21 protein-coding genes, 1 tRNA gene and 1 pseudogene are annotated in these 23,891 nt (G+C 53.0%); 16 read left to right on the forward strand and 7 right to left on the reverse strand.

What is annotated here, in order from left to right:
• Positions 1-16: 16 nt before the first annotated feature.
• The 6 genes from MIH18_RS00765 to MIH18_RS00790 all read left to right on the forward strand — a co-directional run bounded on the left by MIH18_RS00765 (position 17) and on the right by MIH18_RS00790 (position 4,539).
• Positions 17-1,222, forward strand: a complete 1,206-nt coding sequence (locus MIH18_RS00765) for a SpoIIE family protein phosphatase (protein WP_249013644.1) — start codon at positions 17-19, stop codon at positions 1,220-1,222.
• Positions 1,223-1,240: 18 nt separating this feature from the next.
• Entirely contained in the window at positions 1,241-1,732 is a 492-nt protein-coding gene (locus tag MIH18_RS00770) for an STAS domain-containing protein (protein WP_249004982.1), read from the forward strand.
• Positions 1,733-1,772: 40 nt separating this feature from the next.
• Positions 1,773-2,849 carry an NAD(P)H-dependent glycerol-3-phosphate dehydrogenase gene (locus MIH18_RS00775; RefSeq protein ID WP_249013645.1) on the forward strand — a complete coding sequence of 359 codons (1,077 nt, stop codon included), beginning with the start codon at positions 1,773-1,775 and terminating at the stop codon, positions 2,847-2,849.
• A gap of 74 nt (positions 2,850-2,923) precedes the next feature.
• Positions 2,924-3,373, forward strand: coding sequence for a phosphohistidine phosphatase SixA (sixA, locus tag MIH18_RS00780; RefSeq protein ID WP_249004980.1), 450 nt, complete (start codon positions 2,924-2,926; stop codon positions 3,371-3,373).
• Between the two features lie 34 nt (positions 3,374-3,407).
• Positions 3,408-3,971 (forward strand): DUF1285 domain-containing protein, encoded by a 564-nt coding sequence (locus tag MIH18_RS00785; RefSeq protein WP_249013646.1) that lies wholly within the window; start codon positions 3,408-3,410, stop codon positions 3,969-3,971.
• Between the two features lie 106 nt (positions 3,972-4,077).
• Complete coding sequence (locus MIH18_RS00790) at positions 4,078-4,539, forward strand: peptidylprolyl isomerase (RefSeq protein WP_249004978.1); 462 nt, start codon at positions 4,078-4,080, stop codon at positions 4,537-4,539.
• A 61-nt stretch (positions 4,540-4,600) separates the two neighbouring features.
• Here the strand turns inward: MIH18_RS00790 and MIH18_RS00795 are convergent, their stop codons facing one another.
• Positions 4,601-6,253 (reverse strand): electron transfer flavoprotein-ubiquinone oxidoreductase, encoded by a 1,653-nt coding sequence (locus tag MIH18_RS00795; protein ID WP_249013647.1) that lies wholly within the window; start codon positions 6,251-6,253, stop codon positions 4,601-4,603.
• A 373-nt stretch (positions 6,254-6,626) separates the two neighbouring features.
• Between MIH18_RS00795 and MIH18_RS00800 the strand changes: the two genes are divergently transcribed.
• From MIH18_RS00800 to MIH18_RS00810, 3 genes are all read left to right on the forward strand, one after another.
• Complete coding sequence (locus MIH18_RS00800) at positions 6,627-7,376, forward strand: electron transfer flavoprotein subunit beta/FixA family protein (RefSeq protein WP_249013648.1); 750 nt, start codon at positions 6,627-6,629, stop codon at positions 7,374-7,376.
• Complete coding sequence (locus MIH18_RS00805) at positions 7,376-8,314, forward strand: FAD-binding protein (RefSeq protein ID WP_249013649.1); 939 nt, start codon at positions 7,376-7,378, stop codon at positions 8,312-8,314. Before MIH18_RS00800 ends, MIH18_RS00805 begins: the two co-directional genes overlap by 1 nt.
• Before the next feature lie 86 nt (positions 8,315-8,400).
• Entirely contained in the window at positions 8,401-9,642 is a 1,242-nt protein-coding gene (locus tag MIH18_RS00810) for a saccharopine dehydrogenase NADP-binding domain-containing protein (RefSeq protein WP_249013650.1), read from the forward strand.
• A gap of 32 nt (positions 9,643-9,674) precedes the next feature.
• Here the strand turns inward: MIH18_RS00810 and MIH18_RS00815 are convergent, their stop codons facing one another.
• The 5 genes from MIH18_RS00815 to MIH18_RS00835 are packed head-to-tail and all read right to left on the reverse strand — an operon-like array spanning position 9,675 to position 16,677.
• Positions 9,675-10,832 (reverse strand): iron-containing alcohol dehydrogenase, encoded by a 1,158-nt coding sequence (locus MIH18_RS00815; RefSeq protein WP_249004973.1) that lies wholly within the window; start codon positions 10,830-10,832, stop codon positions 9,675-9,677.
• Positions 10,833-10,860: 28 nt separating this feature from the next.
• Positions 10,861-12,498: a thiol reductant ABC exporter subunit CydC gene (cydC, locus tag MIH18_RS00820; RefSeq protein WP_249004972.1), complete on the reverse strand. Its 1,638-nt coding sequence runs from the start codon at positions 12,496-12,498 to the stop codon at positions 10,861-10,863.
• Positions 12,491-14,245: a thiol reductant ABC exporter subunit CydD gene (cydD, locus tag MIH18_RS00825; protein ID WP_249004971.1), complete on the reverse strand. Its 1,755-nt coding sequence runs from the start codon at positions 14,243-14,245 to the stop codon at positions 12,491-12,493. Before cydD ends, cydC begins: the two co-directional genes overlap by 8 nt.
• Positions 14,246-15,247 carry a cytochrome d ubiquinol oxidase subunit II gene (gene cydB, locus MIH18_RS00830; RefSeq protein WP_249004970.1) on the reverse strand — a complete coding sequence of 334 codons (1,002 nt, stop codon included), beginning with the start codon at positions 15,245-15,247 and terminating at the stop codon, positions 14,246-14,248. It lies immediately after the preceding gene.
• Between the two features lie 2 nt (positions 15,248-15,249).
• Positions 15,250-16,677, reverse strand: a complete 1,428-nt coding sequence (locus MIH18_RS00835; RefSeq protein WP_249013651.1) for a cytochrome ubiquinol oxidase subunit I — start codon at positions 16,675-16,677, stop codon at positions 15,250-15,252.
• Between the two features lie 233 nt (positions 16,678-16,910).
• Between MIH18_RS00835 and MIH18_RS00840 the strand changes: the two genes are divergently transcribed.
• From MIH18_RS00840 to MIH18_RS00870, 7 genes and pseudogenes are all read left to right on the forward strand, one after another.
• Positions 16,911-17,570, forward strand: a complete 660-nt coding sequence (locus MIH18_RS00840; protein ID WP_249013652.1) for a class I SAM-dependent methyltransferase — start codon at positions 16,911-16,913, stop codon at positions 17,568-17,570.
• Between the two features lie 48 nt (positions 17,571-17,618).
• Positions 17,619-17,705 (forward strand) — tRNA-Leu (locus MIH18_RS00845).
• Between the two features lie 189 nt (positions 17,706-17,894).
• Positions 17,895-18,794, forward strand: a complete 900-nt coding sequence (locus tag MIH18_RS00850; RefSeq protein ID WP_249004967.1) for a sce7726 family protein — start codon at positions 17,895-17,897, stop codon at positions 18,792-18,794.
• A gap of 2 nt (positions 18,795-18,796) precedes the next feature.
• Positions 18,797-19,741 (forward strand): sce7725 family protein, encoded by a 945-nt coding sequence (locus tag MIH18_RS00855; RefSeq protein WP_249004966.1) that lies wholly within the window; start codon positions 18,797-18,799, stop codon positions 19,739-19,741.
• 149 nt (positions 19,742-19,890) lie between these two features.
• On the forward strand, positions 19,891-20,763 hold the full coding sequence (locus tag MIH18_RS00860) for an RES family NAD+ phosphorylase (RefSeq protein ID WP_249004965.1): 873 nt from the start codon (positions 19,891-19,893) through the stop codon (positions 20,761-20,763).
• A gap of 126 nt (positions 20,764-20,889) precedes the next feature.
• Positions 20,890-22,176: pseudogene (locus tag MIH18_RS00865) on the forward strand (IS66 family transposase); the annotation flags it as partial.
• Between the two features lie 154 nt (positions 22,177-22,330).
• Positions 22,331-23,362: a low specificity L-threonine aldolase gene (locus MIH18_RS00870; protein ID WP_249008922.1), complete on the forward strand. Its 1,032-nt coding sequence runs from the start codon at positions 22,331-22,333 to the stop codon at positions 23,360-23,362.
• A gap of 77 nt (positions 23,363-23,439) precedes the next feature.
• Here the strand turns inward: MIH18_RS00870 and MIH18_RS00875 are convergent, their stop codons facing one another.
• The gene (locus MIH18_RS00875; RefSeq protein ID WP_249008921.1) at positions 23,440-23,856 is read right to left on the reverse strand and encodes a hypothetical protein; all 417 of its coding nucleotides are present in this window, start codon (positions 23,854-23,856) and stop codon (positions 23,440-23,442) included.
• Between the last annotated feature and the right edge of the window lie 35 nt (positions 23,857-23,891).

Here is a 23,891-nt window from a genome sequence, read left to right on the forward strand (position 1 = left end):
GTTTAGGGCAGCTGCTATGATTTCGCGTACTCAGCGCATTCTGATCATTGATTCCGACGCAAATGCGCGTGCTGAACTGTCCCGTTACCTGGAAGTTCGCGGCTTTTACGCGCTGGGGTATGCAGACCCGTCAGCGGCCAGTGCGCTTTACGAGGGGCAAGCACCAGACATTATATTTGCGGATTTGCCGCCAGACGCCATTCAGAAAGTGGCAAACCGGCTTGACGACAGCGAACATTTTATACCGATTGTGGCTTGTGCAGAACAGGCCACAGGTGCTGACGTTGTAGCGCTCATGCGAGCCGGTGCCTCAGATTTTCTGCTAAAACCCTGCATTTCAGACCGTAACGCTCTGGACGATGTGATTTCAAAGCTGCTTGAGCGAGCGCGGATCAACCGCTTGAATCAGCTATACCGTCAAGAACTGGAAGACGCCAACCGGGAACTGCGATCGGGCATGTCTGAGCTTAGCGCGGATCACCGGGCCGGCCGTAAAGTGCAGATGAAAATGCTGCCAGAGCACAACATGAAGGTGAACGGCGTGGTTATTGATCACCTGATCAAGCCATCATTGTTTCTGAGCGGCGATTTTCTGGACTATTTCAAGTTAAACGATGACAAAGTCATGGTGTACATCGCGGATGTGTCTGGCCACGGCGCCAGCTCTGCGTTTGTTACGGTATTACTGAAAAATCTGACCAGCAGGCTGCGGCGTGACTTAAGGCGGGGGTTTAATGATGAAATCATGCATCCTGAACTCTTTTTACAACGTATAAATTCAGAACTCCTAGACACCGGTTTGGGCAAGCACGTTACTATTTTCATGGGCATCATTGACGTGAAAAAACGAATCTTGAGCTACACGGTAGGCGCTCATTTGCCAATGCCTATTATCGCGTTTGACGATCAGCCCGCAGAGTTTTTGAAAGGCAGCGGGCCACCAGTCGGGTTGTTTGAAGAGCCGGAATGGCAAGTGTTTCAGTTGCCGTTGACGGCGCCGTTCCGGTTGCTGATGTTTTCAGACGGCATTCTGGAGGTCATACCGGCTAAAAAGCTGGATGAAAAGGAGCGAACACTACTTGAACTCGTATCAGGAGGTAGTCACACTATCGCCTCTTTGAGCGAGGCCTTGAATCTCGATGAGATGACGGAATTGCCCGACGATATCGCTATGGTGTCGGTCACTGACGCTTTACACGATTCAGAAAGCCCGTCGTCCTAAACAGTGGCAGTATGGAAAATGGTTGGTTACAAAATTCTGCAAGCGGAAGAAAAAGGCATTTATGTCTTAAAGTTTGTTGGTGAAATACGCCTGAATCTGTGCTCGACGCTGGACAACCTGGTTGAATCCATCACTCAGGATCCCAATTTCAGAACTGTGGTTATCGACCTGTCTGAAACTGAAGTCATTGATAGCACCACCCTGGGGCTCTTGGCAAAAATAGCACTGGCGGCCAAAAAACAGAGCGGCTGCACGCCCAGCCTGATTTCTACCCACCCGGATATCACACGCATCATCGGTTCGATGGGTTTCGACAGTATTTTTATTATTGTCAGCGAGCCGGTCTCCAGCATGGAGCGCCTGGAAGAAATTCCGGAGCTGAAAGCCAGTGAGCAACAGGTTCGCGACAAAGTGCTGGAAGCCCACAAAATACTGATGGGTATGAACAGCCGGAATCGGGAAGAATTCAAAAATCTGGTTCACGCCCTGGAATGCGAAGAAACCGGCTGAGCGAAAAACGGAATGACTATTCCTGAAAAGTGAAGACACTATGCCCGAAAATACAGCAGCGCCCGCGCAAGGTAACGCTTCCAATGTACCCGCCCGCCATGATGTGGCGGTGCTCGGCGGCGGCAGTTTTGGCACGGCTATGGTCAAGGTGCTGGCTGAAAATGGTCATCGCGTGCACTTTTGGATGCGTGACCAAGCTCAAGCCGACAGCATCCGTGAAACCGGTCAGAATGAGCGCTACATGCCCGGCATTATGCTGGCCGGTGATATAGAGCCCACCACAGATTTGCCTGGCGCCGTTGCCAACGCTGAAATTGTCTTTGTTGCCATTCCATCAAAAGCCTTCCGTGACGTAATTCACCAGCACGCAAACTGTTTTCGCGACGGCCAGATAGTCGTTAGCCTGACCAAAGGTATTGAAACGCAAGGTTTCAAGCTAATGAGCGAGATACTGCAGGAAGAAATTCCTCAATGCCGTATTGGTGTGCTCAGCGGCCCCAATTTGGCAGCGGAGATTGTAAATCGCGATCTGACCGCCACCGTCATTGCGTCAGAAGACCCGGAGGTGCGCACCAGCGTTCAAAACTTGCTGGGCTGTGAGTATTTTCGGGTTTACGCCAACGTGGATATGTACGGCGTGGAACTGGCGGGTGCATTGAAAAACATTTATGCCATCGTTGCAGGGTTGGGCTCGGCTCTGGGGATGGGTGAAAATGCCAAAGCCATGCTGATTACTCGGGGCATGGCGGAAATGAGCCGCTTTGCGGTCAGTTTGGGGGCGAATCCTATGACCTTCTTGGGGTTGGCCGGCGTTGGTGATTTGATTGTTACTTGTACATCGGCCAAAAGCCGGAATTTCCGTATTGGTTACGCGATTGGCAAAGGTAAGCTGCTTGATGAAGCTGCGGCAGAGCTGGGGCAGGTTGCAGAGGGTATTTACACCTTGAAACTGGTGCGCGACAAATCCGAGGCCATGGGTATTCAAATGCCGCTGGTGCGGGGCTTACACGACATTTTATACGGCAATGCGTCTGTAAAAGCGGTTATCAACGGTTTGATGACAGCCGCGCAGAACTCCGACGTGGAGTTCATTCTGCCGCGTACCATTGTTCAATAACGATTTCATAGCGGTTGCCTAGCGATTCTATCGCGACTTGTTTTTCAAGCTAATCATACGCTTAGAGGTTATTGATGAAGCTTTTTATAATGCGCCACGGCGAAGCAGGCCGGCACGCACAAGATGATCAGCGCGAGCTTACCGACGTGGGTCGGCAACAGGTTGCCCGAGTGGCCGCCCAGCTGGCGGAAAGTGATAGCCGCCCTGAGCTTATCTGGTGCAGCCCCCTGGTTCGTGCCCGTCAAACCGCTGCGATAGTGGCCGAAAGATTGAACTGTCCGGTTAAAGAAAAACTGTTCATTACGCCAGACGACGATCCGGCCCGCTGCCTGGACGCGTTATTGGCCAGTACGGCCTCACCTTTGTTGCTGGTATCGCACATGCCACTGGTCGGCGTGCTTACCAGCCTGCTGACAGACGGCCACCGGCGCGGCGCGGCGTTCATGACGGCCCAAGCCGTGCTGCTGAGCATGCCCATCGTCGGCCCCGGCTGCGCTGACTTGAAAAACCAGTTTTTTCCCTGACCTTCACCGTAGCTATCCATTAAGGGAGGCGTCTATGAGCAAACAGTCGACAGACCTGGAGCAGCTTGCAAAGTCTGTTCCTGCCAAAGGTTTACCGCCACTGCAAGACTGGCATCCGCCGCTCTCTGGCGATATGGAGATGCGCATAGATCGCGCCGGCGATTGGTGGTTTAAAGGCAATATTATTGGGCGCGAGGCGCTGGTGAAGCTGTTTTCCACCATATTGCGGCTAGAAGATGACGGCGAGTACTACCTGGTTTCACCGGTTGAGAAATGGCGAATTCAAGTGGAAGACACACCGCTACTGGCGCACTCACTAACGGTAAGCGGGCAGGGCGAACAACAGGTGATAACGCTAACCACCAATGTGGGAGAAATTCTCAATATTGGCGCCGACCACCCGCTGCAGATGGACACTTACCCTGGTACTGGTGAACCCCGGCCACTAATAACGGTACGCCATGGTGTGCAGGCACGATTGGTAACGGCAGCTTACTACGAATTGGCGGATTTGGCCGTTGAGCGTTTAATAGGCGGCGAAACCGTGGTTGGCGTGCTCAGCGAAGGAAATTTCTATAAATTGACCGGCAACGGTTGAAAACTCTGTCTGCGCCCCAAAAAATAATGGATATCGCGGTTTAGTCGTTGTTAAGCTGGGTATACACGAATTCAATACAGTCATTTTAGACACGCAAGGAGATCACATGGCACAACCCCGCGTTGTATCCATCCATTACACGCTCACCAATGACCAGGGAGAAGAACTGGATTCCTCCCGCGTAGAAGGTCGGGAGCCGCTGTCTTACCTGGAAGGCGCACAGAACATCGTCGTTGGGCTGGAAAGCGCACTGAATGAAAAAGTCGCCGGTGAAGCCATGAAAGTTTCAGTGGCTCCTGCTGAAGCGTATGGCGAAAAGAACGACGAGCTGGTTCAGCCGGTTCCTCTCAGCGCGTTCGAAGGCGTAGAGTCCATCGAACCGGGTATGCAGTTCCAGGCGGAGACGCCGAACGGCCCCCAAGTGGTGCGCGTTATTGAAGTAGGTGACGAGACCGTTACTATTGATGCGAACCATCCTCTGGCTGGCGAGACCCTGCACTTTGATGTTGAAGTTGTTGAAGTTCGCGACGCAACAGACGAAGAACAGGAACACGGGCACGCTCATTAAATGACTGTGGACTGCTCGTAAAAAAGGCTCCCTCGGGAGCCTTTTTTTTTGCCTGTTACTATTACATGTTGGGGTAGTTTGGACCGCCGCCGCCTTCTGGCGTTACCCAGGTAATATTCTGGGAAGGGTCTTTAATGTCGCAGGTTTTGCAGTGCACGCAGTTCTGCGCGTTAATCTGAAAGCGTTTGCCGCTGCCATCTTCCGCTTCAACCACCTCATACACACCCGCTGGGCAGTACCGCTGAGCCGCTTCGTTGTAAATCGGCAGGTTGTGCTCTATCGGAATGCTTGGATCTTTCAGCTGCAGGTGAACCGGCTGATCTTCTTCATGGTTGGTGTTAGAGATAAACACCGACGTTAGTTTGTCGAAGGTAAGCCGATTGTCTGGTTTCGGGTAGCTGATCTGCTTGCAGTCAGCCGCCGGTTTCATCGCATTGTGATCGGCCAGTGTGTCGTGCAGGGTGAAAGGCAGGCTGCGGCCCAGAATATTCTGTTCCAAATAAGCCAGACCACCACCAATGATTGGGCCAAACTTGTGAATGCTGGGCCCAAAGTTGCGGTCTTTGTACAGTTCTCTGTATAACCAGCTGTCTTTGAAATGGTCTTCAAAGCTGGTGATCTCTTCGCCAGTTTTACCCGCATTCAGCGCTTCAAATACTGCTTCTGCACCCATCATTCCAGATTTCATGGCAGTGTGGGTGCCCTTAATCTTGGAGAAGGTCAGAGTGCCGGCGTTACAGCCCAGCAGCAGTCCGCCCGGGAAACTCATTTTCGGCAAGCAGTTAAAGCCACCCTTGGTAATGGCACGGGCGCCGTAAGACACGCGCTTGCCGCCTTCCAGATGTTTTTTGATTTCCGGATGGTGCTTGAGCCGTTGCATTTCATCAAACGGGCTTAGGTGTGGATTGCTATAGCTCAAATCGGTAATCAGGCCTACATATACCTGTCCACCTTCAAGGTGATACAGGAACGAGCCACCGGTCGAGTTACTTTCGCTCAGCGGCCAGCCCGTGGTGTGCACAACCAGACCCGGTTCGTGTTTGGCTGGGTCAACGTCCCACAACTCTTTAATACCCAGGCCGTAATGCTGAGGGTCTTTACCCGCGTCCAGCTTGAATTCGTTGATCAGGCGCTTGCCCAGGTGGCCGCGGCTACCTTCTGTGAACAGAGTGTATTTGGCGCGCAGTTCCATGCCGGGCATGTAGCTATCTTTATGGCTGCCATCACGGGCTACGCCCATATCGCCGGTAATAATGCCTTTGACCTGGCCGTCTTCCACAATCGTTTCCGACGCTGCGAAACCGGGATAGACCTCGACACCGAGCTCTTCGGCACGCTCACCCAGCCAGCGGCAGAAATTACCCAGGCTGATAATGTAGTTGCCGTGGTTGTGCATGTTCTTTGGCACAAAAGCATTGGGTATTTTGGTCGCCTTTTCCTGATCTTTCAGCAGGAAAATATCATCACGGGTGACCGGAGTATTCAACGGTGCGCCCAGCTCTTTCCAATTTGGAAACAGCTCGTTCAAAGCGGTTGGCTCAAAAACGGTACCGGCCAAGATATGGGCGCCAATTTCGGAGCCTTTTTCCACCACACAAACCGTTAGTTCCTGGCTTGCATCCCGGGCAAGCTGCATCATGCGACAGGCTGCTGAAAGGCCGGCAGGACCACCACCGACGATCAGAACATCAAACTCCATCGATTCGCGTTCCACGTTAGTCTCCTCAACCATATTTTTTAAATGTTGGACAGCCACGGCTGAACCGGACCCGTCAAAATCTGTGCGCAATTATACGTGTAAAAAACGCTGCAGACGACTGTCTACGGCTAAAGTTAAGCTAGCTTTGTAACCATAGTAACTCTTCTTGCTTCTTCCTGACATGCCAAACAAACGTTTGTTTTAATTGATGTGTGGGGATTTTCTCCCTGTTCTCAAGCCGCTACGGCTGTACCGGCATGACCTAAACGGCGCCATTTGTATTGACCCGCTTTCGCTTTATCGGCAGTATTGGTGCACTCCCGCAGCAGATACTCCGATTGAATTTGCTGATACGTCTTTAAACACATCGTAGAAGAACGAGGAATCTATGAAGGTTCTGGTCGCTGTAAAACGAGTAGTTGACTATAACGTAAAAGTGCGCGTAAAGCCGGACAACTCCGGCGTTGATCTCGCTAACGTAAAAATGGCAATGAACCCATTCTGCGAAATCGCTGTTGAAGAAGCGGTTCGGCTGAAAGAAAAGGGCGTTGTGAGCGAAATTGTGGTGGTTTCTATTGGCCCCAAGGCCTGTCAGGAACAGATTCGCACCGCTCTGGCATTGGGCGCAGACCGTGGCATTCACATTGAAACAGACGCAGAGATTCAGTCTTTGCAGGTTGCCAAGCTGTTGAAAGCTGTGGTCGATAAAGAGCAACCCAATCTGGTTATTCTGGGCAAGCAGGCTATCGACTCAGACAACAACCAAACTGGCCAGATGTTGGCCGCGCTGGCAGGTATGAGCCTAGGCACATTCGCGTCTGAAGTTGTGATCGACGGTGACAAAGTAAACGTAACTCGTGAAGTAGATGGCGGCATGATGACCGTTTCACTGACGTTGCCCGCGGTTGTTACCACGGACTTGCGTTTGAACGAACCGCGTTACGCGTCGTTGCCTAACATTATGAAAGCGAAGAAAAAGCCTCTAGAGTCCATCAGCCCGGCTGATCTGGGTGTTGATGTCGCTCCGCGCCTGACAATCGTCAAAGTGGAAGCCCCGGCTTCACGCCAGGCAGGTGTCAAAGTTGCAGACGTGGCAGAGTTGGTTAACAAATTGAAGAACGAAGCGAAGGTGATCTGATGAGCATCCTTGTAATTGCTGAACATGACAACAGCAGCCTGAAGCAGGCGACCCTGAGTGTTATCGCAGCCGCCAAGGCTATCGGTGGCGACATCGATGTGTTGGTTGCCGGTGAAAACGTGGGTGCCATCGCGGAAGCTGCAGCAAAGGCTGACGGTGTTAACAAGGTGATGGTTGCTGATAACGCGGTTTATGGCCACTTTTTGGGTGAAAACCTGAGCCAGCTGATTGTTGAGCTGGCCGAGGGTTACACCCACATCCTGGCAGCGGCCGGCAGTACGGGCAAAGACACCATGCCCCGCGTAGCGGCATTGTTGGATGTGGCTCAGATTTCTGACATCATTCGTGTTGAAGCCCCAGACACCTTTGTTCGCCCGATTTATGCGGGTAACGCCATCGCCACTATAAAATCCAGCGATAGCGTTAAGGTGATCACCGTGCGCCCAACCGGCTTCGACCCGGTAGCAGCAGAAGGTGGCTCCGCATCGGTGGAACAGCTGGACGTGGTGAAAGATGCAGGTTTGTCCACGTTTGTCAGTGAGCAAAAAGCGAAATCGGACCGCCCTGATCTTGCCAGCGCCGGGATTGTCGTCTCTGGTGGCCGCGGCATGCAGAACGGCGAAAACTTCAAAATGCTGGAGCAGATCGCCGACTTGATGGGTGCCGCTGTTGGTGCATCCCGAGCCGCTGTTGACGCCGGCTTTGTGCCTAACGATATGCAGGTAGGTCAAACCGGAAAAATCGTTGCGCCACAGCTGTACATTGCCGTTGGTATCTCCGGTGCTATTCAGCATCTGGCGGGTATGTCTGACTCCAAAGTGATCGTTGCGATCAACAAGGACGAAGAAGCGCCTATCTTCCAGGTAGCCGACTACGGCCTGGTTGCGGATCTGTTTGAAGCGATACCGCAACTTGAAGAAGAACTTAAGAAAGCTTAATAAGCTTCTGGTTCTATTGAAAAAGGCACCTTCTTTGGTGCCTTTTTTTATGAAAAATACCATTGAAAACGCAGGCAGGGATAGTGATGAGTGCACGTAAAAAGCCCCCTTACGATCTGTTGGTGTTCGGTGCCACCAGTTTTGTCGGTCAGATTCTTACCCAGTATTTGTACGACACCCATGGCGTGGGCGGCGATGTGTCCTGGGCCATAGCCGGCCGCTCCCAGTCAAAGCTTGAAGCACTCAGAAGCAATCTGGGGTCAGGCGCTGCCGATTTGCCGCTATTGGTCGCCGATGCCACCGACGAGCCGGCACTGCAGGCACTGTGCATGCGCACCCGGGTTATTATTTCTACGGTTGGCCCTTACGCACTTTACGGCGAAGCATTGATCAAAGCCTGCGTTGAAACCGGTACAGACTACTGTGACCTTACCGGCGAGGTACAATGGATTGGTAAAATGGTGTCGCGCTATGAAGCGGGAGCGAAAGAATCCGGCGCACGCATCGTTCATTGCTGCGGTTTCGACTCTATACCTTCAGATATGGGTGTCTGGTTCCTTCAGCAACAGGCACAGAGCGCTTTTGGCAGCGTGTGCCAGGATGTCCGTATGCGAGTGAAAGCGGCCAAGGGAACACTCTCCGGCGGCACAGTCGCATCAATGATTAATATCGCCAAAGAAATGGCCGCCGATCCTGAGCTGCGCCGCTCTATGGCGAATCCGTTCTCCATCAGCCCAGCGGGCCACCGTTCAAAAACCCGCCAGCCTTCGCTGAAAGGCCCGCAGTTTGATAAAACCCTGAACAGCTGGCTGGCACCGTTTGTGATGGGCGCTATCAACACCCGTGTCATTCACCGTTCCAACGCTCTGCAAGATACCCGCTACGGCCAGGAATTTACTTACGACGAAGCGGTTATGACCGGCCGCGGTGTGAAGGGCCGGTTGGTTGCCTACGGTATCACTGCAGCATTGGCAGGATTTTTTATGGGTTCTGCGGTGAAACCCACGCGCTGGGCTATTGAAAAATTCGTGCCGCAGCCAGGCGAGGGTCCCAGCCCGGATGCCCAGAAAGCTGGTTTTTTTGACATCCGATTTGTCGGAAAAACAGCTGACGGGCGCACGATCATTACCCGAGTTAAAGGTGATCGCGACCCGGGTTACGGTGCTACTAGTCGCATGCTTGGCGAAGCAGCAAGCTGCCTGGCATTCGATATTCCGAAAAACCGGGACGGTGGTTTCTGGACCCCTGCATCGTTGCTAGGCCAGCCGTTGCTGGAGCGCTTGACCAGCCGTGCCGGTTTGAGCTTTGACGTGCTGGAAACCCGCTAAAACGGGGCTCCAGTCAACGGCATGTTGCCGGCTTACCAGAGTTTCTCGTAAAGCTCGGCAATCTGCTGTGCCGTTGGCACTCGCGGATTGTTGCCGGGGGACCCTGACGCAAGAGCCTGTTGAGCCATTGTTGGTATTAACTCAAAGAATTTGGCGCGATCAATACCAAAGCCGCCAGGGGTGGGTACCTGAAGCTCTTCATTCAGCGCATAGAGTTCTTTCAGCAGTTTCTGATTGGCGCTGTTGGTGTTGTCGGCCTCGTCAGCAACGCCCATTGCCCGAGCGCAGTCCGCGTAGCGTTCGGGCGCTGAGGGGATGGAGAACTCGGTAACGGCCGGCAACAGCATGGCGTTCGACAAACCGTGCGGCACATGAAACGCAGCGCCAATAGGGCGGCTCATGCCATGCACCAACGCCACGGACGCAGCGGAAAATGCGATACCCGCCAGGGTTGAACCCAGCATCATGGCCTCACGGGCTGGCTTGTTGGCTCCGTCTTTATAGCTGGTACGCAAGTTTGGCCCCAGCAAGCGCATGGCGGCCAGCGCCTGGGAGTCGCTGTACGGATTCGCTTTCTGACTGACGTAAGCCTCCATCGCGTGAGTCAGGGCGTCTATGCCGGTATCTGCGGTGGTTCGGGCAGGTACGGTGAGGGTCAGGTTGTAGTCCACCAGCGCCGCGACCGGCATAAAGCCAATGCCCACACAGAGCATTTTTTCATCACTGGTTTCATCCGTGATGATGGTAAAGCGGGTGGCTTCCGAACCTGTACCGGCGGTGGTTGGCACCGCAATCACCGGAATTCCGCTTTCATTGACGATGCGCGGAAATTTGTAATCGCTCATCACCCCACCGAAGCGGGCCAATATCGAAATCGCTTTGGCACTGTCAATCGGGCTGCCACCGCCAAGAGCGACAATACAATCGTAATCGCCGTTGCGAACCTGCTCAACGCCTGCCTGAATAGAGCCCACTGTGGGTTCCGGGACGGTATCGCTGAACACGTCAGCACCGATCGAATGCTTCAGAAGGCGCGCCTTGAGCGAGTCTGCATAGCCCAGTTCGACCATCATCTTATCGGTAATAATCAGCGGTCGGCTGCAATTCAGGCTGGCAAGTACATTGGGTAATTCTTCGCTAGCGCCGGCGCCAACCTGCAGGATGCGTGGAAGTATTATTTGCGAGGACATAGTAATTCCCGAAATTTTTGTATTTATATTAAAGCGCAATTGTAGCAGCGCCACCGGCCAGTGCATCCGTACTGTGAGCCAGGCTGATCACCGTACGGCCCACCAATCGTTGTGCTAAGCGACAGCGTATGCGGTCACGCAGGGCGTTGTCGACACCGGTGAATGGTTCGTCCAACACGAACACGGTCGCAGGACTTAGCAGCACTCGCGCTAATGCGATGCGACGGGCTTCGCCGCCAGACAGCACATTGCCGCCACTGCCCAGCCAAGTATCCAGCTGGGCTGGCTCATCGGCAAAGCGGTCTCCCATCTCGACCAGATCCAGCACTTGCCATAGATCGGCATCGCTGGCCTGCGGGTTGGCCATTTGCAGGTTCATTCTCAAGGTGTCGTCAAACAGATAGGTTTGCTGAGTCAGGTAAGCAACCGGAAGGCTGCTAACGCTGCCGCCTGATGGCTTTATCAGCCCGCTCAGAGCGTCTGCCAGGGACGATTTTCCGCTACCTGACCGGCCGGTAAAGCCTAGCCACTCCCCGGGCTTGAGTTTGAAGCTGAGAGAGCTGGCCAGCAAAGGCTGACTGTTGCCGTGGCGCAGCTGCAGATCATAAACCGCGACCGCAAAATCGCCGTTTTCAAGCGCTTCCAAGCCAGTCGTCTTCGCCAAGGTGACATTGCGGTGCTCGGCGCTTTCTGCTGTATCGCGGTTCAGGCGCCGGGCAGATGCCACAGTGCCGCCAAGGCGGGAAAATGCGTCGGGCAACATACCATACACCTCGCCCAATCCTAATAAAGCGATGGGCAGTAAGACCAGCACCGGGCCAGACAGCATTTGCTGCTGGTACAGGCTAAAACCCATCCACAGAGCCACCACTACTGCCAGGTTTATCAACAGGCTTGAGCCGGCAAGGTGCCAGCCAGCCCGAGTTTCGATAATGCATTGCTCGCTGGTTAACTGCTCGGCCTGCTGCATCAGCAAGGCGCTGTGGTTACGGGCACGGCCAGCGGCGGTAAGCTCTGCGTAACCTTCAATGTGCTGAACCAGCTGGCTTCGTAGCGTGTCCTGGCGCTCACTTTGGGCCTGAGCCAAGCTATGGGTGCGCATGTAGACAGCGCCCGTTGCCAGCACAAAGGAAAGGCCCAGGCAGGCAGCTACCAACGCGCCGGTTTGCACACTAAAAATCGCGGCGGACAAGATAATAACCCCAACACTTACCAGGGCCGCTAGGGCCGCAGGGGCAAGTAGGCGCAGATAAAGAGTATCCAGCGCGTCCACATCGGTGAGCAAGCGTGACAGCCATTGTGCGCCTGTCATTGGGGAGCGCTGGCTGCGGGGCACGAGTGCCAGGCGTTTAAACAGGGTTACCCGAATGTCGGCCAACAGTCGTAGCACGGTTTCGTGATTGTAAATTCGTTCCAGGTAGCGGAATACCGTACGCGAAACCGCAAACAGGCGAATGGCCGAGCCGGGCATATACAGCTCAATCGTGGCCTGAACTCCCATGGCGATCAACAGGCCAACCAAAGCGGTTTTGGTAATAAACCAGCCAGACACCGCCAACAAAGCAATACCTGCAAGCAGCGTTAGCAAAATCAGCAAAGCACCGATCAGCAAGCGGTTACGACGGTGAAAAATCAGCCGCAACCAAGGGCGCAGGGCATTAATCATCGTGACCTCCTTCAGGCGCGGCCTGTAACCTGCCATCCACCACCTGCAGCACCCGATCAGCCAGTGTGAGCAACGCCGTGTGATGGCTGGAAAATACCAGAGTTTTGCCTTGCTGCTTCAATTTGGACAGCGTTTGCACAATGTGTTGTTCGCTGTCGGCATCCAGCGCTGCGGTGGGCTCATCCAGTAAGATTAGGTCATAATCTGCCACCAGAATGCGCGCCAGGCTCAGGCGCCGTGACTGCCCACCCGACAGGCCCTGGCCATCCTCCATTACTTTGCTGTGAATGCCATCCGAACGCAGGGCAAGCAAGGGCCCCAGGCCAACCTGTTCCAGCGCTGCTGCTACATCGCTATCGCTGGCCTGTGGTGCGGTTAAACGCAGGTTGTCGGCCCAGGTGCCGTCAACCAAAAAGCCTTTTTGCCCTAACCAGCCAAACGCTTGCTGGCCGGGGGCCTTGTCAAAAATGGTAATGGCACCGCTTTGTGGGGCAATAAATCCCGCTATCATATTCAGTAAGGTGCTTTTACCCCCTCCAGAGGGCCCCGTTAGCGCAAGTGCTTGCCCGCGGCCGACGCTGAACGACACCCGGTCAAACAACAGCTTGTTTTTGCCAAAGCCAAAGCTGACATCGTGAACCATTATCCCGATGCTGTCCTGCGAGGGGGTAGGGCGAACCCGCGAGCCAATCGTGCCGGACGAGTTAAGCCGACTAAGGATTTCAGCGCCGGCACCCAGGGCGGATGCACGATCGTGATAGTGCTGTGACAGCGTGCGTAAGGGTTGAAAAAACTCTGGAGCCAGCAGTAACACCAGCAAACCGGAAAACAGCGTTAAATCCGGTGCCGGGCCAAAGGCGATGGAGCCCAGCAGGCCGAAGCCCACATACATGGCCACAACGGCGATGGCCACAGACGAAAAGAACTCCAGCACGGCTGACGACAAAAACGCCAACCGCAGGGTTTTCATGGTAATAAACCGGTATTGGTCCGAGCGCTGTTGCAGAACCTCGGCCGCAGGGCCGGTTTGCTGAAACAGTTGCAAAGTGGTCAGCCCGCGTACCTTATCCAGAAACTGGCCAGACAGGCGACTGACGGTTTGAAAGTGCTGTTGGTTCAATGATTCAGCGCCCATACCCACCAAAGCCATGAACAACGGAATCAGTGGCGCTGCAAACAGTAAGAAAAGTCCCGCCAGCCAATCTAGCCAGAAGACAAACGCCAGAATCATTAGCGGTAGCAGGGTGGCAATCAGCATTTGCGGAAGAAAACGTGCGAAGTAGCCGTGCAGGGCATCCACGTGGTCAAGCCATTCGCGGCTGTGCGTGCCAGCAGAGGACTGGTTCAGGTTCACCGGACCGGAAGCTTCCCAGCAATCGTTAAGTTGCTGACGCACCTGATGGCGCACCTGTTGGCTGCAACGTGACGCCAGAGTGGTTTGCCAACCTTGGGCCAGCGCCCGAATCCCTAACGTGGCCAACAAGCCCAAAAAATAGGGTGTTAGTGCAGCCAAGTCGACTTTTTCCACCAAACCCTGGTGAATAATCGTGGCCAACAAGGTCATCTGTACGATGGTGGCAAGGCCTGCAAGCAAACCTGCCACCGCCGTGCCGTTAACGCCTTTGTTGTGTGCTTTGGCTAAGCCTTTTAACCATTGCTTTACCTCTGAACCCGGTGGTACCGCCGATAAATCGCCGGTACCACCGTTATTCATGGCCTTGGCGTTTCGCGCTTCGGGCTCAGCCACCTAGTGGTATCCCTCGCCGGCGCGCACTTTGCCGCGGAATACCCAGTAGGTCCAAGCGGTGTACACCAGTACAAAGGGAATCACAATCAGCAGACCTATTAACAGGAACAGTTGTGAATTGTACGCCGATGCTGCGTCCCACAGGGTGTAGTTGGGCGGTATCACGTAGGGCCAGCGGCTAACAATCAGCCCAAAATACGTCGTGATGAAAAGTCCGATGGTCGCGACGAACGGCATGCCCTCGAGCCGGTTGCGCACGGAACGGAAAATCTGAAAGGCAAACAGCAAGGTCAGAACCGGCAACACCCAGATTATGCTCAGGTTGTCGAACCAGCGGTCACGTACCATGTCGTCAACGAAGGGCGTCCACACACCAATAATGCCGAACACCACTAAAACCGCTGTAAGCAGAGGCAGGCTGATCTTATACGCCCATTCCTGCAGCCGGCCTTCGGTTTTCATGATTAGCCAGGTGGAGCCCAAAAGCGCATAGCCGGCAATTAAGCCAAGGCCCGTCATTACGGTAAACGGAGTTAACCAATCCAGCGCGCCACCAACGTAAACCCGATTGGCGGTTTCATAGCCCTGAATGTAACTGCCAACCACCACACCCTGTGCAAACGCTGCCACGGTTGAGCCGCCGGCGAACGCCCAGTTCCACAAATAGCGCGAGGTGCGCGCCTTAAAACGGAACTCGAACGCAATGCCGCGAAAAATAAGCCCCGCCAGCATCAGGAACACCCCGATGTACAGAGCGGGCAGCAATATGGAGTAAACCAGAGGAAATGCGGCAAGCAGCCCGGCACCGCCAAGCACCAGCCAGGTTTCGTTACCGTCCCAAACCGGCGCCACCGAATTCATCATGGTGTCGCGATCCTGCTCCGAGGGCGCGAAGGGGAACAGAATCCCCACGCCCAGATCGAAGCCGTCCATCATCACATACATGATTATGCCGAAACCAATAATGAACGCCCAGACTAATGCTAGATCAATCATTCCCATAATCAGTGTCCTCCCTGGTTAGCTGGCTGCCCATTGGTTTTACCAATTTCAAATTTAGTGTGCGCCGCAGACAGGGGACGCTTCGGCCGTTCGGTTTGTGACTCAGGCTCTTCATAGTCCGCCTCAAGACCCTCAAACAAAACCCTCATCAGATAGTAAACACCGGCCGAGAACACCATCGAATACACCACCACATAACCAATCAGGGTGAACAGCGCCATGCCGCCGGTGAGTGACGGTGTAATGGCCGCCGAGTAATCGAGCATGCCATAGACCAGCCACGGTGAACGCCCAATTTCGGTCACAAACCAACCTGCCAATACCGCAATAAACGGCGTAATACTCATGACGCGCAGACCCTGCAGGAACCACTTGGTGCGCCAAAATTTGTCGCCACGGCGCAGGACTAAACCTGTCAGGGCAAACAGAATCATCAGCAAACCAAGGGCCACCATAACGCGGAAAGACCAGAACACAATCGCAACCGGTGGCTGTTCTTCGACAGCAACTTCGTTCAAGCCCAGGATTTCGCCATTCCAGTCGTGAGTGAGCACTAAGGACGCCAGGCCAGGGATACCAATTTCAAAATGGTTGGTCTGGTTTTCCTGATCTGGCATAGCAAACAGCAACAGAGGAACGTTGGTCCCGGTTTCCCAGTGGCCTTCCATAGCGGCCACTTTCATGGGCTGGTGTTCAAGCGTATTCAAACCGTGAAAATCACCAACCACCGCCTGAGTCGGCGCCACTATCAACAGCAGCCAAAGGCACATAGACAGCGCTTTCCGGTTGGCCTCTACTTCGCGGCCCTTGAGTAGATACCAAGCGCTCACGCCGGCCACAACAAAGCCACCTGTGAGGAATGATGCCAGCACCATGTGGGTAAAGCGGTAGGGGAAAGAAGGGTTGAAAATCGCTTCGGTCCAAGACGTCACGTAAAAAATGCCGTCACGCAGTTCGACGCCTGCCGGTGTGTGCATCCAGCTGTTGGCCGATAGAATCCAGAAGGTCGATATAAATGTTCCGGTAGCCACCATAATGGCGGCGAACAGATGCACACCGGGCGGAACTTTATTACGGCCAAACAGCAAAACGCCCAGAAACGCAGCTTCCAGGAAGAAGGCCGTTATCACCTCATAACTCAGCATTGGCCCTAGAAAGTTGGCAGTCGCTTGGGAAAAGTTGCTCCAGTTTGTACCAAACTGAAACGACATAACGATCCCGGAGACCACGCCCATGCCAAAAACCACGGCAAAAACTTTGGTCCAGAACGAGGACAGGCGAACCCATGATTGATTGCCAGTTTTAAAGGCCAGGCCTTCCAGCACAGCAATATAAGAAGCAAGACCCACAGTGAATACTGGGAAAATAGCGTGGAATGACACCACGAACGCGAACTGTATTCGCGACAACAAGACGGGATCGAGTTCCATAGAACCTCCGGTAACTTCTCACACAGAACCAAGAAGCTTATGCTCTTGGCGGCGGCTGCCTTTGGTATCTTTCGTGTTGTTATTACCAGCAGAAGATTGCATCCTACTATCTTATACAGCCGCGCGCCTCGGACAGATTGTCGCACTCTTGACATACATTAAGAGCCTGAGGTTGCGACTTACAAAAACTATAGCTTAGCGAGATAAATTAACAACTTACGAGCGTGTTACGAATGGGATTTTACCAAGAAAAAATACTGCCGCACCTGGTTGCCAAAGTGTGCGCCAGTAACGACCTGATGGCGTTGCGCCAGAGCCTGGTGCCCAGGGCCAAAGGTGTTGTGCTGGAAGTGGGAATGGGTTCGGGCATCAACCTGGCGCTTTATAAGCCCGGCGAGGTTACACAAGTATACGGCCTGGAGCCGTCGGCCGGTATGCGTCACAAAGCCATCGAAAATGCCAATCGATCACCAGTGCCCCTAGAGTGGCTGAATTTACCAGGCGAGGAAATTCCGCTGGCAGACGACAGCATAGACACAGTCGTGCTCACCTTTACGCTGTGCAGCATAGCCGGCTGGGAAAAAGCACTGATCCAAATGAAAAGAGTTTTGCGCGCCGATGGCAAATTGCTGTTTCTGGAGCACGGCGAATCACCGGATGCCAAGGTTCAGCGCTGGCAACACCGAATAACGCCGGCCTGGAAGCGCATTGGCGGCGGCTGCCACCTGAACCGACCCATTGCCGACCTGATCCGCAGCGCAGACTTTGAAATCGTTGAGCTAGACACCTTCTATCTAGCAAATGCGCCGCGCATTGCCGGCTACATTTATCGGGGTGTTGCGGTGCACTCAAAACAGATCGTTGAAAATAGAGGACAATCCGAATTGCGTTAGCGAACGCGGCCTTATACAATTCCTCGCTCAAAAACATCCCCTCGAAATGCTCCGATGGTGGAATAGGTAGACACAAGAGACTTAAAATCTCTCGACCTCACGGTCGTGCCGGTTCGATTCCGGCTCGGAGCACCATATTTTTCAATAGGTTACTGTATATTCCTGTTAGCAAAGCAAGTTCTTTTTCTTCATGTAGACAGTTGACTTCAAGCGCCTGGCATCGACCATCTACATGACTTGGTAATTTCTCTCGTCTTAAGTAGCTATTGGTTTTCATTGATTTTTAACTATACTCGGTCCAAGAACAAATTAACTTGAGCCTTTATGAACCAAGTAAAAACGACACAACGCCAAGCGGTTAGAGATGTCGCATTAGCGAGAATCTTCTCTCCGTCAATCTATAAAGAGCTGGCAGCCAAGGGAAGGTCGCCAGCCCTTTCTAGACTGGCTCGTCAGTGCACTTTATTTGATCAGGTTGGGTGCGGCAGTATCGGCGATTTGTTTGAATATGCCTTTTTAAGGCTGAAGCAGGGAAACAGATCCGAGTATGTATACAAGGCTGCTTTGGCGAAAAAGACGATTCTTGGTATTCACAATCTGAATACTGCAGCTCTACTTTCCGAGTATAGAGCAGGATCTTCAAAAGCTGATATCGTAGTAGTTAATGGTACTACGACGGTATATGAGGTTAAGTCTGAGCGGGATAAACTTTGTAGGTTATCGGGTCAAATTTCTGATTATTTACAAGTTTTCGGTAGAGTGAATGTTGTTCTTGCTGCAAAGCACATTGCAGACGCCGAGAACCTTTTACCTGAAATAGTTGGCATTCATTGTTTAACCAAGCGTAATCAAATTTCCGTAGTACGCGAAGGGCAAGATAACTCAAATAACATACTGTCATCTGCTCTCTTTAATTCGCTTTCACTGAGAGAAGCATCTGAAGTTTTAATTGAGCTTGGCATCAGAACTCCAAGTGTTCCCAATACCCAGCTATATACAGAACTGGCGAAAATTTTTGATAGTTTGCCTGGTAAAATTGTACATGAGGCATCTGTTAAGGTACTGAAAATCTCACGTTCACAAAGCTACTTGAAGGATTTTATTTCAGGGCTTCCCAGCTCTTTGAAGGTTAATGCGCTTACTACGCCCCTGAGAATAAAGGATAGGTCAAGGGTGCTGGAGACTTTAGGCCTGCCAATTGAAACTGCTAAAAAATGGATTTAAGCATGTATTTTCCTTTTTTCCGAGGCAAACAGTATGACCTGCTCACTATCAGAGAAACCACTGATGTGCTGGTGGGGTCTGGCTTTATTCCCATTATCGAACCTGTTAAAGAATCGCTCAGCAGTTTGAATAGGTGCTTGGCTTCATTAGATGAGGCAAAAGCCGAGTGCATTCTGATAGCGAACCCCCGGTACGGTGATCATGCCCATCAGCATGATAATTTGCAGGATTTTATTGCAGAAGATGTTAATGACTCCCCTTACATTACGATTGGGATTCTTTTGCTTGAGACCACCTCAATTGAAGAAGTTGCCCGCCTTTACAAGCTTTTCTCGGCAAAGAGGATTTCCTTTATACATAGCGGTTTTAAAAGACCAAAGGACCTCTCAGCGTGGTTGTCAGAAAATGAGTTGGATGCTCGGCAGATTTTCATCGAAAATAATTGCGGAAAGATCTATCGTCGAAATTTCAAAAAATATGATCGTGTACTGATTCGAGATGGCTTTAAAAAACGCACAAACAGCAAGCACCCCGAAGTGGAAGAGTTCTCAGACCTACACCTTACCTATACGGAAGAGGGAGTGGATGGTTTTGGCGATTTTCTTATAGTTGGGGATGACTATTCGGAGGGCGGTGGCCCAGCCTATGCGGTCGCCATACACTTAACGTATATTGATGAAGATGAAGACAGTATCATGTACGTCCATCATTTTAAGTCAATAAGGCAAGATTCGCCGACAGACCCTGCTGGAAAATTCTTAGAAGCTCTCAATAAGTTAATTGATGCAGTAAACGAGCCAAATACAAAAATCTGGAAGACTGATGCGGTTAAAGAGTTTATCCGCTTACATGAAAAAAAACATTTTCCTGGTCTAGGCACTGCAAAAAAACTCTCCATGAAACATCATCTTGAAACGATGGCAATCTTCGCAAAACGGGAGCAATAATGCGTTTCTGTTGTGGGAACTGCATAGGTGATCGGTATATCAAGCGTGAAGTAATACCCTCGATATCAGAAAACGAAGGTACTTGCTCATTTTGCAAGGCACATCATGTTCAGCTCGTTAAACCGGTCGCTCTGCGGGAGCGCTTTGAGTTGCTTCTCAGTATTTATTCACCAGATCCGGAGGGAAAGCTCCTTGTTGAGTGGCTTAAAGAGGACTGGGCAATTTTTGACCTACCTCAAATGGAAAAAGCACACGCTAAGGATTTACTTTCCGAAATATTGGATGATGGCGACATTGTTAGAAAACCATTCTCGCCTCTAAGGAGTTGCCATACCAATAGCCTAGAGGAGTGGGATGGTTTGAGAGAAGAGCTCAAACACAGAAATCGATTTTTTCCTGAAATGGGTTTGGATCTTGAGCGCCTCAGAGAGCTTTTCCCCCACTTAATATTCGATGAACTCACATCTGACAAGCTGTTTTACAGAGCTAGAATTCAGTCAGCTAGACCTTATGAGAAAAGCGAGATGGGTGCCCCTCCAGAGATTTCGTCCACTCATGGCCGCGCTAATCCCGCGGGCATACCTTATCTGTACCTTGCTTCAACAGTCCTAACTGCGATATCTGAGATTAGGCCACACACAGGGGAAAAAATTTCAGTAGGTGAGTTTCTTATCCCTGAGGGATTGAAGCTTGTAGATCTGAGAGAGCCCAAAAAGACAGTCTCGCCATTCATTCTTGACGACGAAAGTGATGTGGCGACCTTAAGAGGTGATGTAATGTTCCTTGAGCGTCTCGGTGAGGAGTTGACCCGCCCTGTACTCCCTAAGGCAGCGGCAATCGATTACATCCCTAGCCAATTTCTCTGTGAATTCGCTAAGAAATGTGGTTTTGACGGCGTTGTTTATCGCAGCTCTGTTAGTGATGGTATGAATATAGCTCTTTTCAACCCCATGATGACGTCGTGTCGACAGGTTTGCGAATACAACGTTTCGAAAGTTTCTGTGGAGGCGGAGCCTCAGTGAGCTCCAATTAGCTGTCCGAACAGTTATTGACAGAACTTCAAGGCGGTCGGCTTTTTCCGCCGCTTCGATAAACGTTTTTTACCCTGGTTTCATAGAATAAGTGCACCACCGGCCTCCCGTAAACGTCGCCAGCGTGGCTTCTCGGATACACTGCTGCGTGAGCGCATCGAACTGACCCTCAGCGACGAAGAGAAGGTCGGCGCCAGCAAGACCTTCTTCACCAAGGTTAAAGAAGAGCTTCAGTTCATCCCGGCCCAACTCAAAGTTCTGGAATACTGGCAGGAAAAAGCCGTGTTCGAGCAAGATGGTGAAGAGCGTATCCTGGCAGCCACCCGTCCGGTTCATCCGCTGGGCAAGTGCACGGCCACCACGTCTTTGCTGGCTTACATCATTACCTCAAAATACGCCGATGGCCTGCCTCTGTATCGTCTGGAGCACATGCTCAAACGCCTGGGCCATGAGATCAGCCGCACCAGCATGGCACACTGGGTTATCCGCCTGGATGACGTGTTCAAACCGCTCATCAATCTGATGCGCGAAGTGCAAAACAGCAGTGACTACCTGCAAGCCGATGAATCCCGAATGTACGTTCTGAAAGAAGACGGCAAAACGGCGCAGTCTGATAAGTGGATGTGGGTCACCCGCGGTGGCCCGCCAGGGCAACCGTCGGTTCTGTTTGAATACGACCCATCACGGGCGGGCAAAGTGCCGGTGCGTCTGCTCGACGACTTTAAGGGTATTCTGCAAGCCGACGGTTACTCTGGCTATGGCAAAGTGTGCCGAGACAACAACATCACTCGAATTGGTTGCTGGGACCACGCGAGACGTAAGTTCGTGGAAGCTATCAAAGGGTCCAAACCTCAAGGTAAAGGCAAACCCACAAAGGTCTCCAAGGCCGACGTGGCTCTAAGCCACATCAACAAACTCTACGCCATCGAGCGCCAGATCAAAGAGCTGAGTGACAATGAGCGTTACCGCATTCGTCAGGAGCTGAGCGTTCCCAGGCTGGAAGCCCTTAAGATCTGGCTGGAGGCTAATGCTGGCAAGGTCGCAAAAGGCACTATGACTCGCAAGGCCATGGATTATACGCTGAACCAATGGCCTACCCTGATCGGTTACTGCGAACGAGGCGACCTACAGATCAGCAACGTGCTGGCCGAAAACGCTATCCGTCCGTTCGCTCTAGGTCGAAAGGCTTGGCTGTTCGCAGATACTTCACGGGGCGCCCGTGCCAGTGCAACCTGCTATTCCCTGGTCGAGACCGCTAAGGCAAACCGTCTGGAGCCCTCGGCGTATATCCAATATGTGCTGGACCGCATTGCCGAAGCAGACACGCTGGAAAAGCTGGAAGCATTGCTGCCGTGGGGTGTAGATCTGGAGCGGACTTCAAAAAAAGTGCCGCAGATCGACTGAAGGCAAGTGGGTCGATTTATTGGCGCTTACTGTGTAGCACATCATTAGATTGCTTGGTTAGCGCTTCAGGCGTTGGCGTTACTGGCGTAATGGCCAGAATCGTGTAACGTAAAGGGCTGTCCGCTAACCGGACCACGATTCCAGGAGCGCATTTGTGTCTCAGTCTGAGCAGTTTGCCAGCGACAATTACAGTGGTATTTGCCCGCAGGCCTGGGCCGCCATGGCCGAGGCCAACCGGTCGGACGAGCCAGCCTATGGTGAGGACGTCTGGACCCAGCGGGCTTCTGATGGCCTGCGCGAGCTTTTCGATACCGACTGCGATGTCTTCTTCGTCTTCAACGGCACCGCCGCCAATTCGCTGGCGCTGGCCTCTATCGGCCAGTCGTTCCACAGTGTGATCTGCCATGAGATGGCGCACATCGAGACCGACGAGTGCGGTGGGCCGGAGTATGCGTCCAATGGTGCCAAGCTGTTGCTAGGGCATGGGCCCGACGGCAAGCTGACGCCAGCAAGCATCGAGCAGCTGGTGACCAAGCGCAGCGACATCCACTTTCCCAAACCCAAAGCCCTGAGCCTCACCCAGGCGACGGAGCTGGGTACCGTTTACACGCCCGAAGAACTGCGTGCCATCCGGGCAGTGGCCGACCGCCATAAGCTCAGTATTCATATGGATGGCGCCCGCTTTGCCAACGCGGTGGCGGCGCTGGACATACATCCTTCGGAGATTACTTGGAAGGTGGGCGTCGATGTGCTGTGTTTCTCCGGCACCAAGAACGGCCTGGCGCTGGGTGAAGCGGTTGTGTTCTTCAATCGGAAACTGGCGGAAGATTTCGAGTGGCGGTGCAAGCAAGCCGGACAGCTGGCGTCGAAAATGCGCTTTATCTCTGCGCCCTGGTGCGGTTTGCTGGAGGGCAATGTCTGGCTGGACAACGCCCGCCATGCCAATGCCTGTGCAAAAAGATTAGCCGATGGGCTCGCGGGGTTGCCGGGTATTGAGTTGCGCTACCCGCGCCAGGTGAACGGTGTGTTCGTGGAGTTGCCGGAATTGGTCCAGGCTGCGCTCCGTGCAAAGGGTTGGCGGTTCTATAATTTTATTGGTGGCTGCTCCCGTCTGGTGTGTTCCTGGTCCACCACCGAGGCCCAGGTGGACAAGTTCCTGGCGGACTTGCGCGCACTGGTGTTATAAATCCGCCCCGCTCCTCACCGGCAAGGGTGCTTTCACCCTTCCATGTGAAGCGCGGGACGCTCCTGTCCCGAAAGGCCTTAGACGGTGTTCATCACTCCGGCTTCCTGCCGTATCAGCCACCAGGCCGCCACGAGTCCCCAAACTGCGTTGAAGATCAGTACCAGTAACGGTGTCAGGGTGCCTAGGTCCTGACCCAGAACACCGACGCCCAATTTCATCGGGAACACTATCAGACATTGCACGATGGTGGGCCCAAGACTCAACAGCAACCCGCGCGCGAACATGTTCATGCTACCGAGGGGCAACAGGAACGCAAACCCCCAGATGCCGCCCCATATCATAAATGAATAGATCATAGACGGTGTGAGCGGGGGCGCGAGTGCAACACCCAACGCCGCGGAAATTCCCAGCATTCCGAACAGCCAGAGCGTGAGTACGGTGGCGAGGCCACCGAGGCATCCTGCGGCGAATAAGCCAGAGAGGCGTGTAGCCATTTCGTATTCCTTTTTCTATAGAGGCCAGCGGAGTT

Origin of the sequence: Marinobacter sp. M3C (assembly GCF_023311895.1) — a bacterium.
In the GTDB taxonomy this organism is placed as follows: domain Bacteria; phylum Pseudomonadota; class Gammaproteobacteria; order Pseudomonadales; family Oleiphilaceae; genus Marinobacter.

Excerpts from the sequence above, each read along its gene's own strand:
- MIH18_RS00765 (WP_249013644.1), top strand. The coding sequence starts at position 17 with ATGATTTCGCGTACTCAGCGCATTCTGATCATTGATTCCGACGCAAAT.
- MIH18_RS00770 (WP_249004982.1), top strand. The coding sequence starts at position 1,241 with ATGGTTGGTTACAAAATTCTGCAAGCGGAAGAAAAAGGCATTTATGTC.
- MIH18_RS00775 (WP_249013645.1), top strand. The coding sequence starts at position 1,773 with ATGCCCGAAAATACAGCAGCGCCCGCGCAAGGTAACGCTTCCAATGTA.
- sixA (WP_249004980.1), top strand. The coding sequence starts at position 2,924 with ATGAAGCTTTTTATAATGCGCCACGGCGAAGCAGGCCGGCACGCACAA.
- MIH18_RS00785 (WP_249013646.1), top strand. The coding sequence starts at position 3,408 with ATGAGCAAACAGTCGACAGACCTGGAGCAGCTTGCAAAGTCTGTTCCT.
- MIH18_RS00790 (WP_249004978.1), top strand. The coding sequence starts at position 4,078 with ATGGCACAACCCCGCGTTGTATCCATCCATTACACGCTCACCAATGAC.
- MIH18_RS00800 (WP_249013648.1), top strand. The coding sequence starts at position 6,627 with ATGAAGGTTCTGGTCGCTGTAAAACGAGTAGTTGACTATAACGTAAAA.
- MIH18_RS00805 (WP_249013649.1), top strand. The coding sequence starts at position 7,376 with ATGAGCATCCTTGTAATTGCTGAACATGACAACAGCAGCCTGAAGCAG.
- MIH18_RS00810 (WP_249013650.1), top strand. The coding sequence starts at position 8,401 with ATGAGTGCACGTAAAAAGCCCCCTTACGATCTGTTGGTGTTCGGTGCC.
- MIH18_RS00815 (WP_249004973.1), bottom strand. The coding sequence starts at position 10,832 with ATGTCCTCGCAAATAATACTTCCACGCATCCTGCAGGTTGGCGCCGGC.
- cydC (WP_249004972.1), bottom strand. The coding sequence starts at position 12,498 with ATGATTAATGCCCTGCGCCCTTGGTTGCGGCTGATTTTTCACCGTCGT.
- cydB (WP_249004970.1), bottom strand. The coding sequence starts at position 15,247 with ATGGGAATGATTGATCTAGCATTAGTCTGGGCGTTCATTATTGGTTTC.
- MIH18_RS00835 (WP_249013651.1), bottom strand. The coding sequence starts at position 16,677 with ATGGAACTCGATCCCGTCTTGTTGTCGCGAATACAGTTCGCGTTCGTG.
- MIH18_RS00840 (WP_249013652.1), top strand. The coding sequence starts at position 16,911 with ATGGGATTTTACCAAGAAAAAATACTGCCGCACCTGGTTGCCAAAGTG.
- MIH18_RS00850 (WP_249004967.1), top strand. The coding sequence starts at position 17,895 with ATGAACCAAGTAAAAACGACACAACGCCAAGCGGTTAGAGATGTCGCA.
- MIH18_RS00855 (WP_249004966.1), top strand. The coding sequence starts at position 18,797 with ATGTATTTTCCTTTTTTCCGAGGCAAACAGTATGACCTGCTCACTATC.
- MIH18_RS00875 (WP_249008921.1), bottom strand. The coding sequence starts at position 23,856 with ATGGCTACACGCCTCTCTGGCTTATTCGCCGCAGGATGCCTCGGTGGC.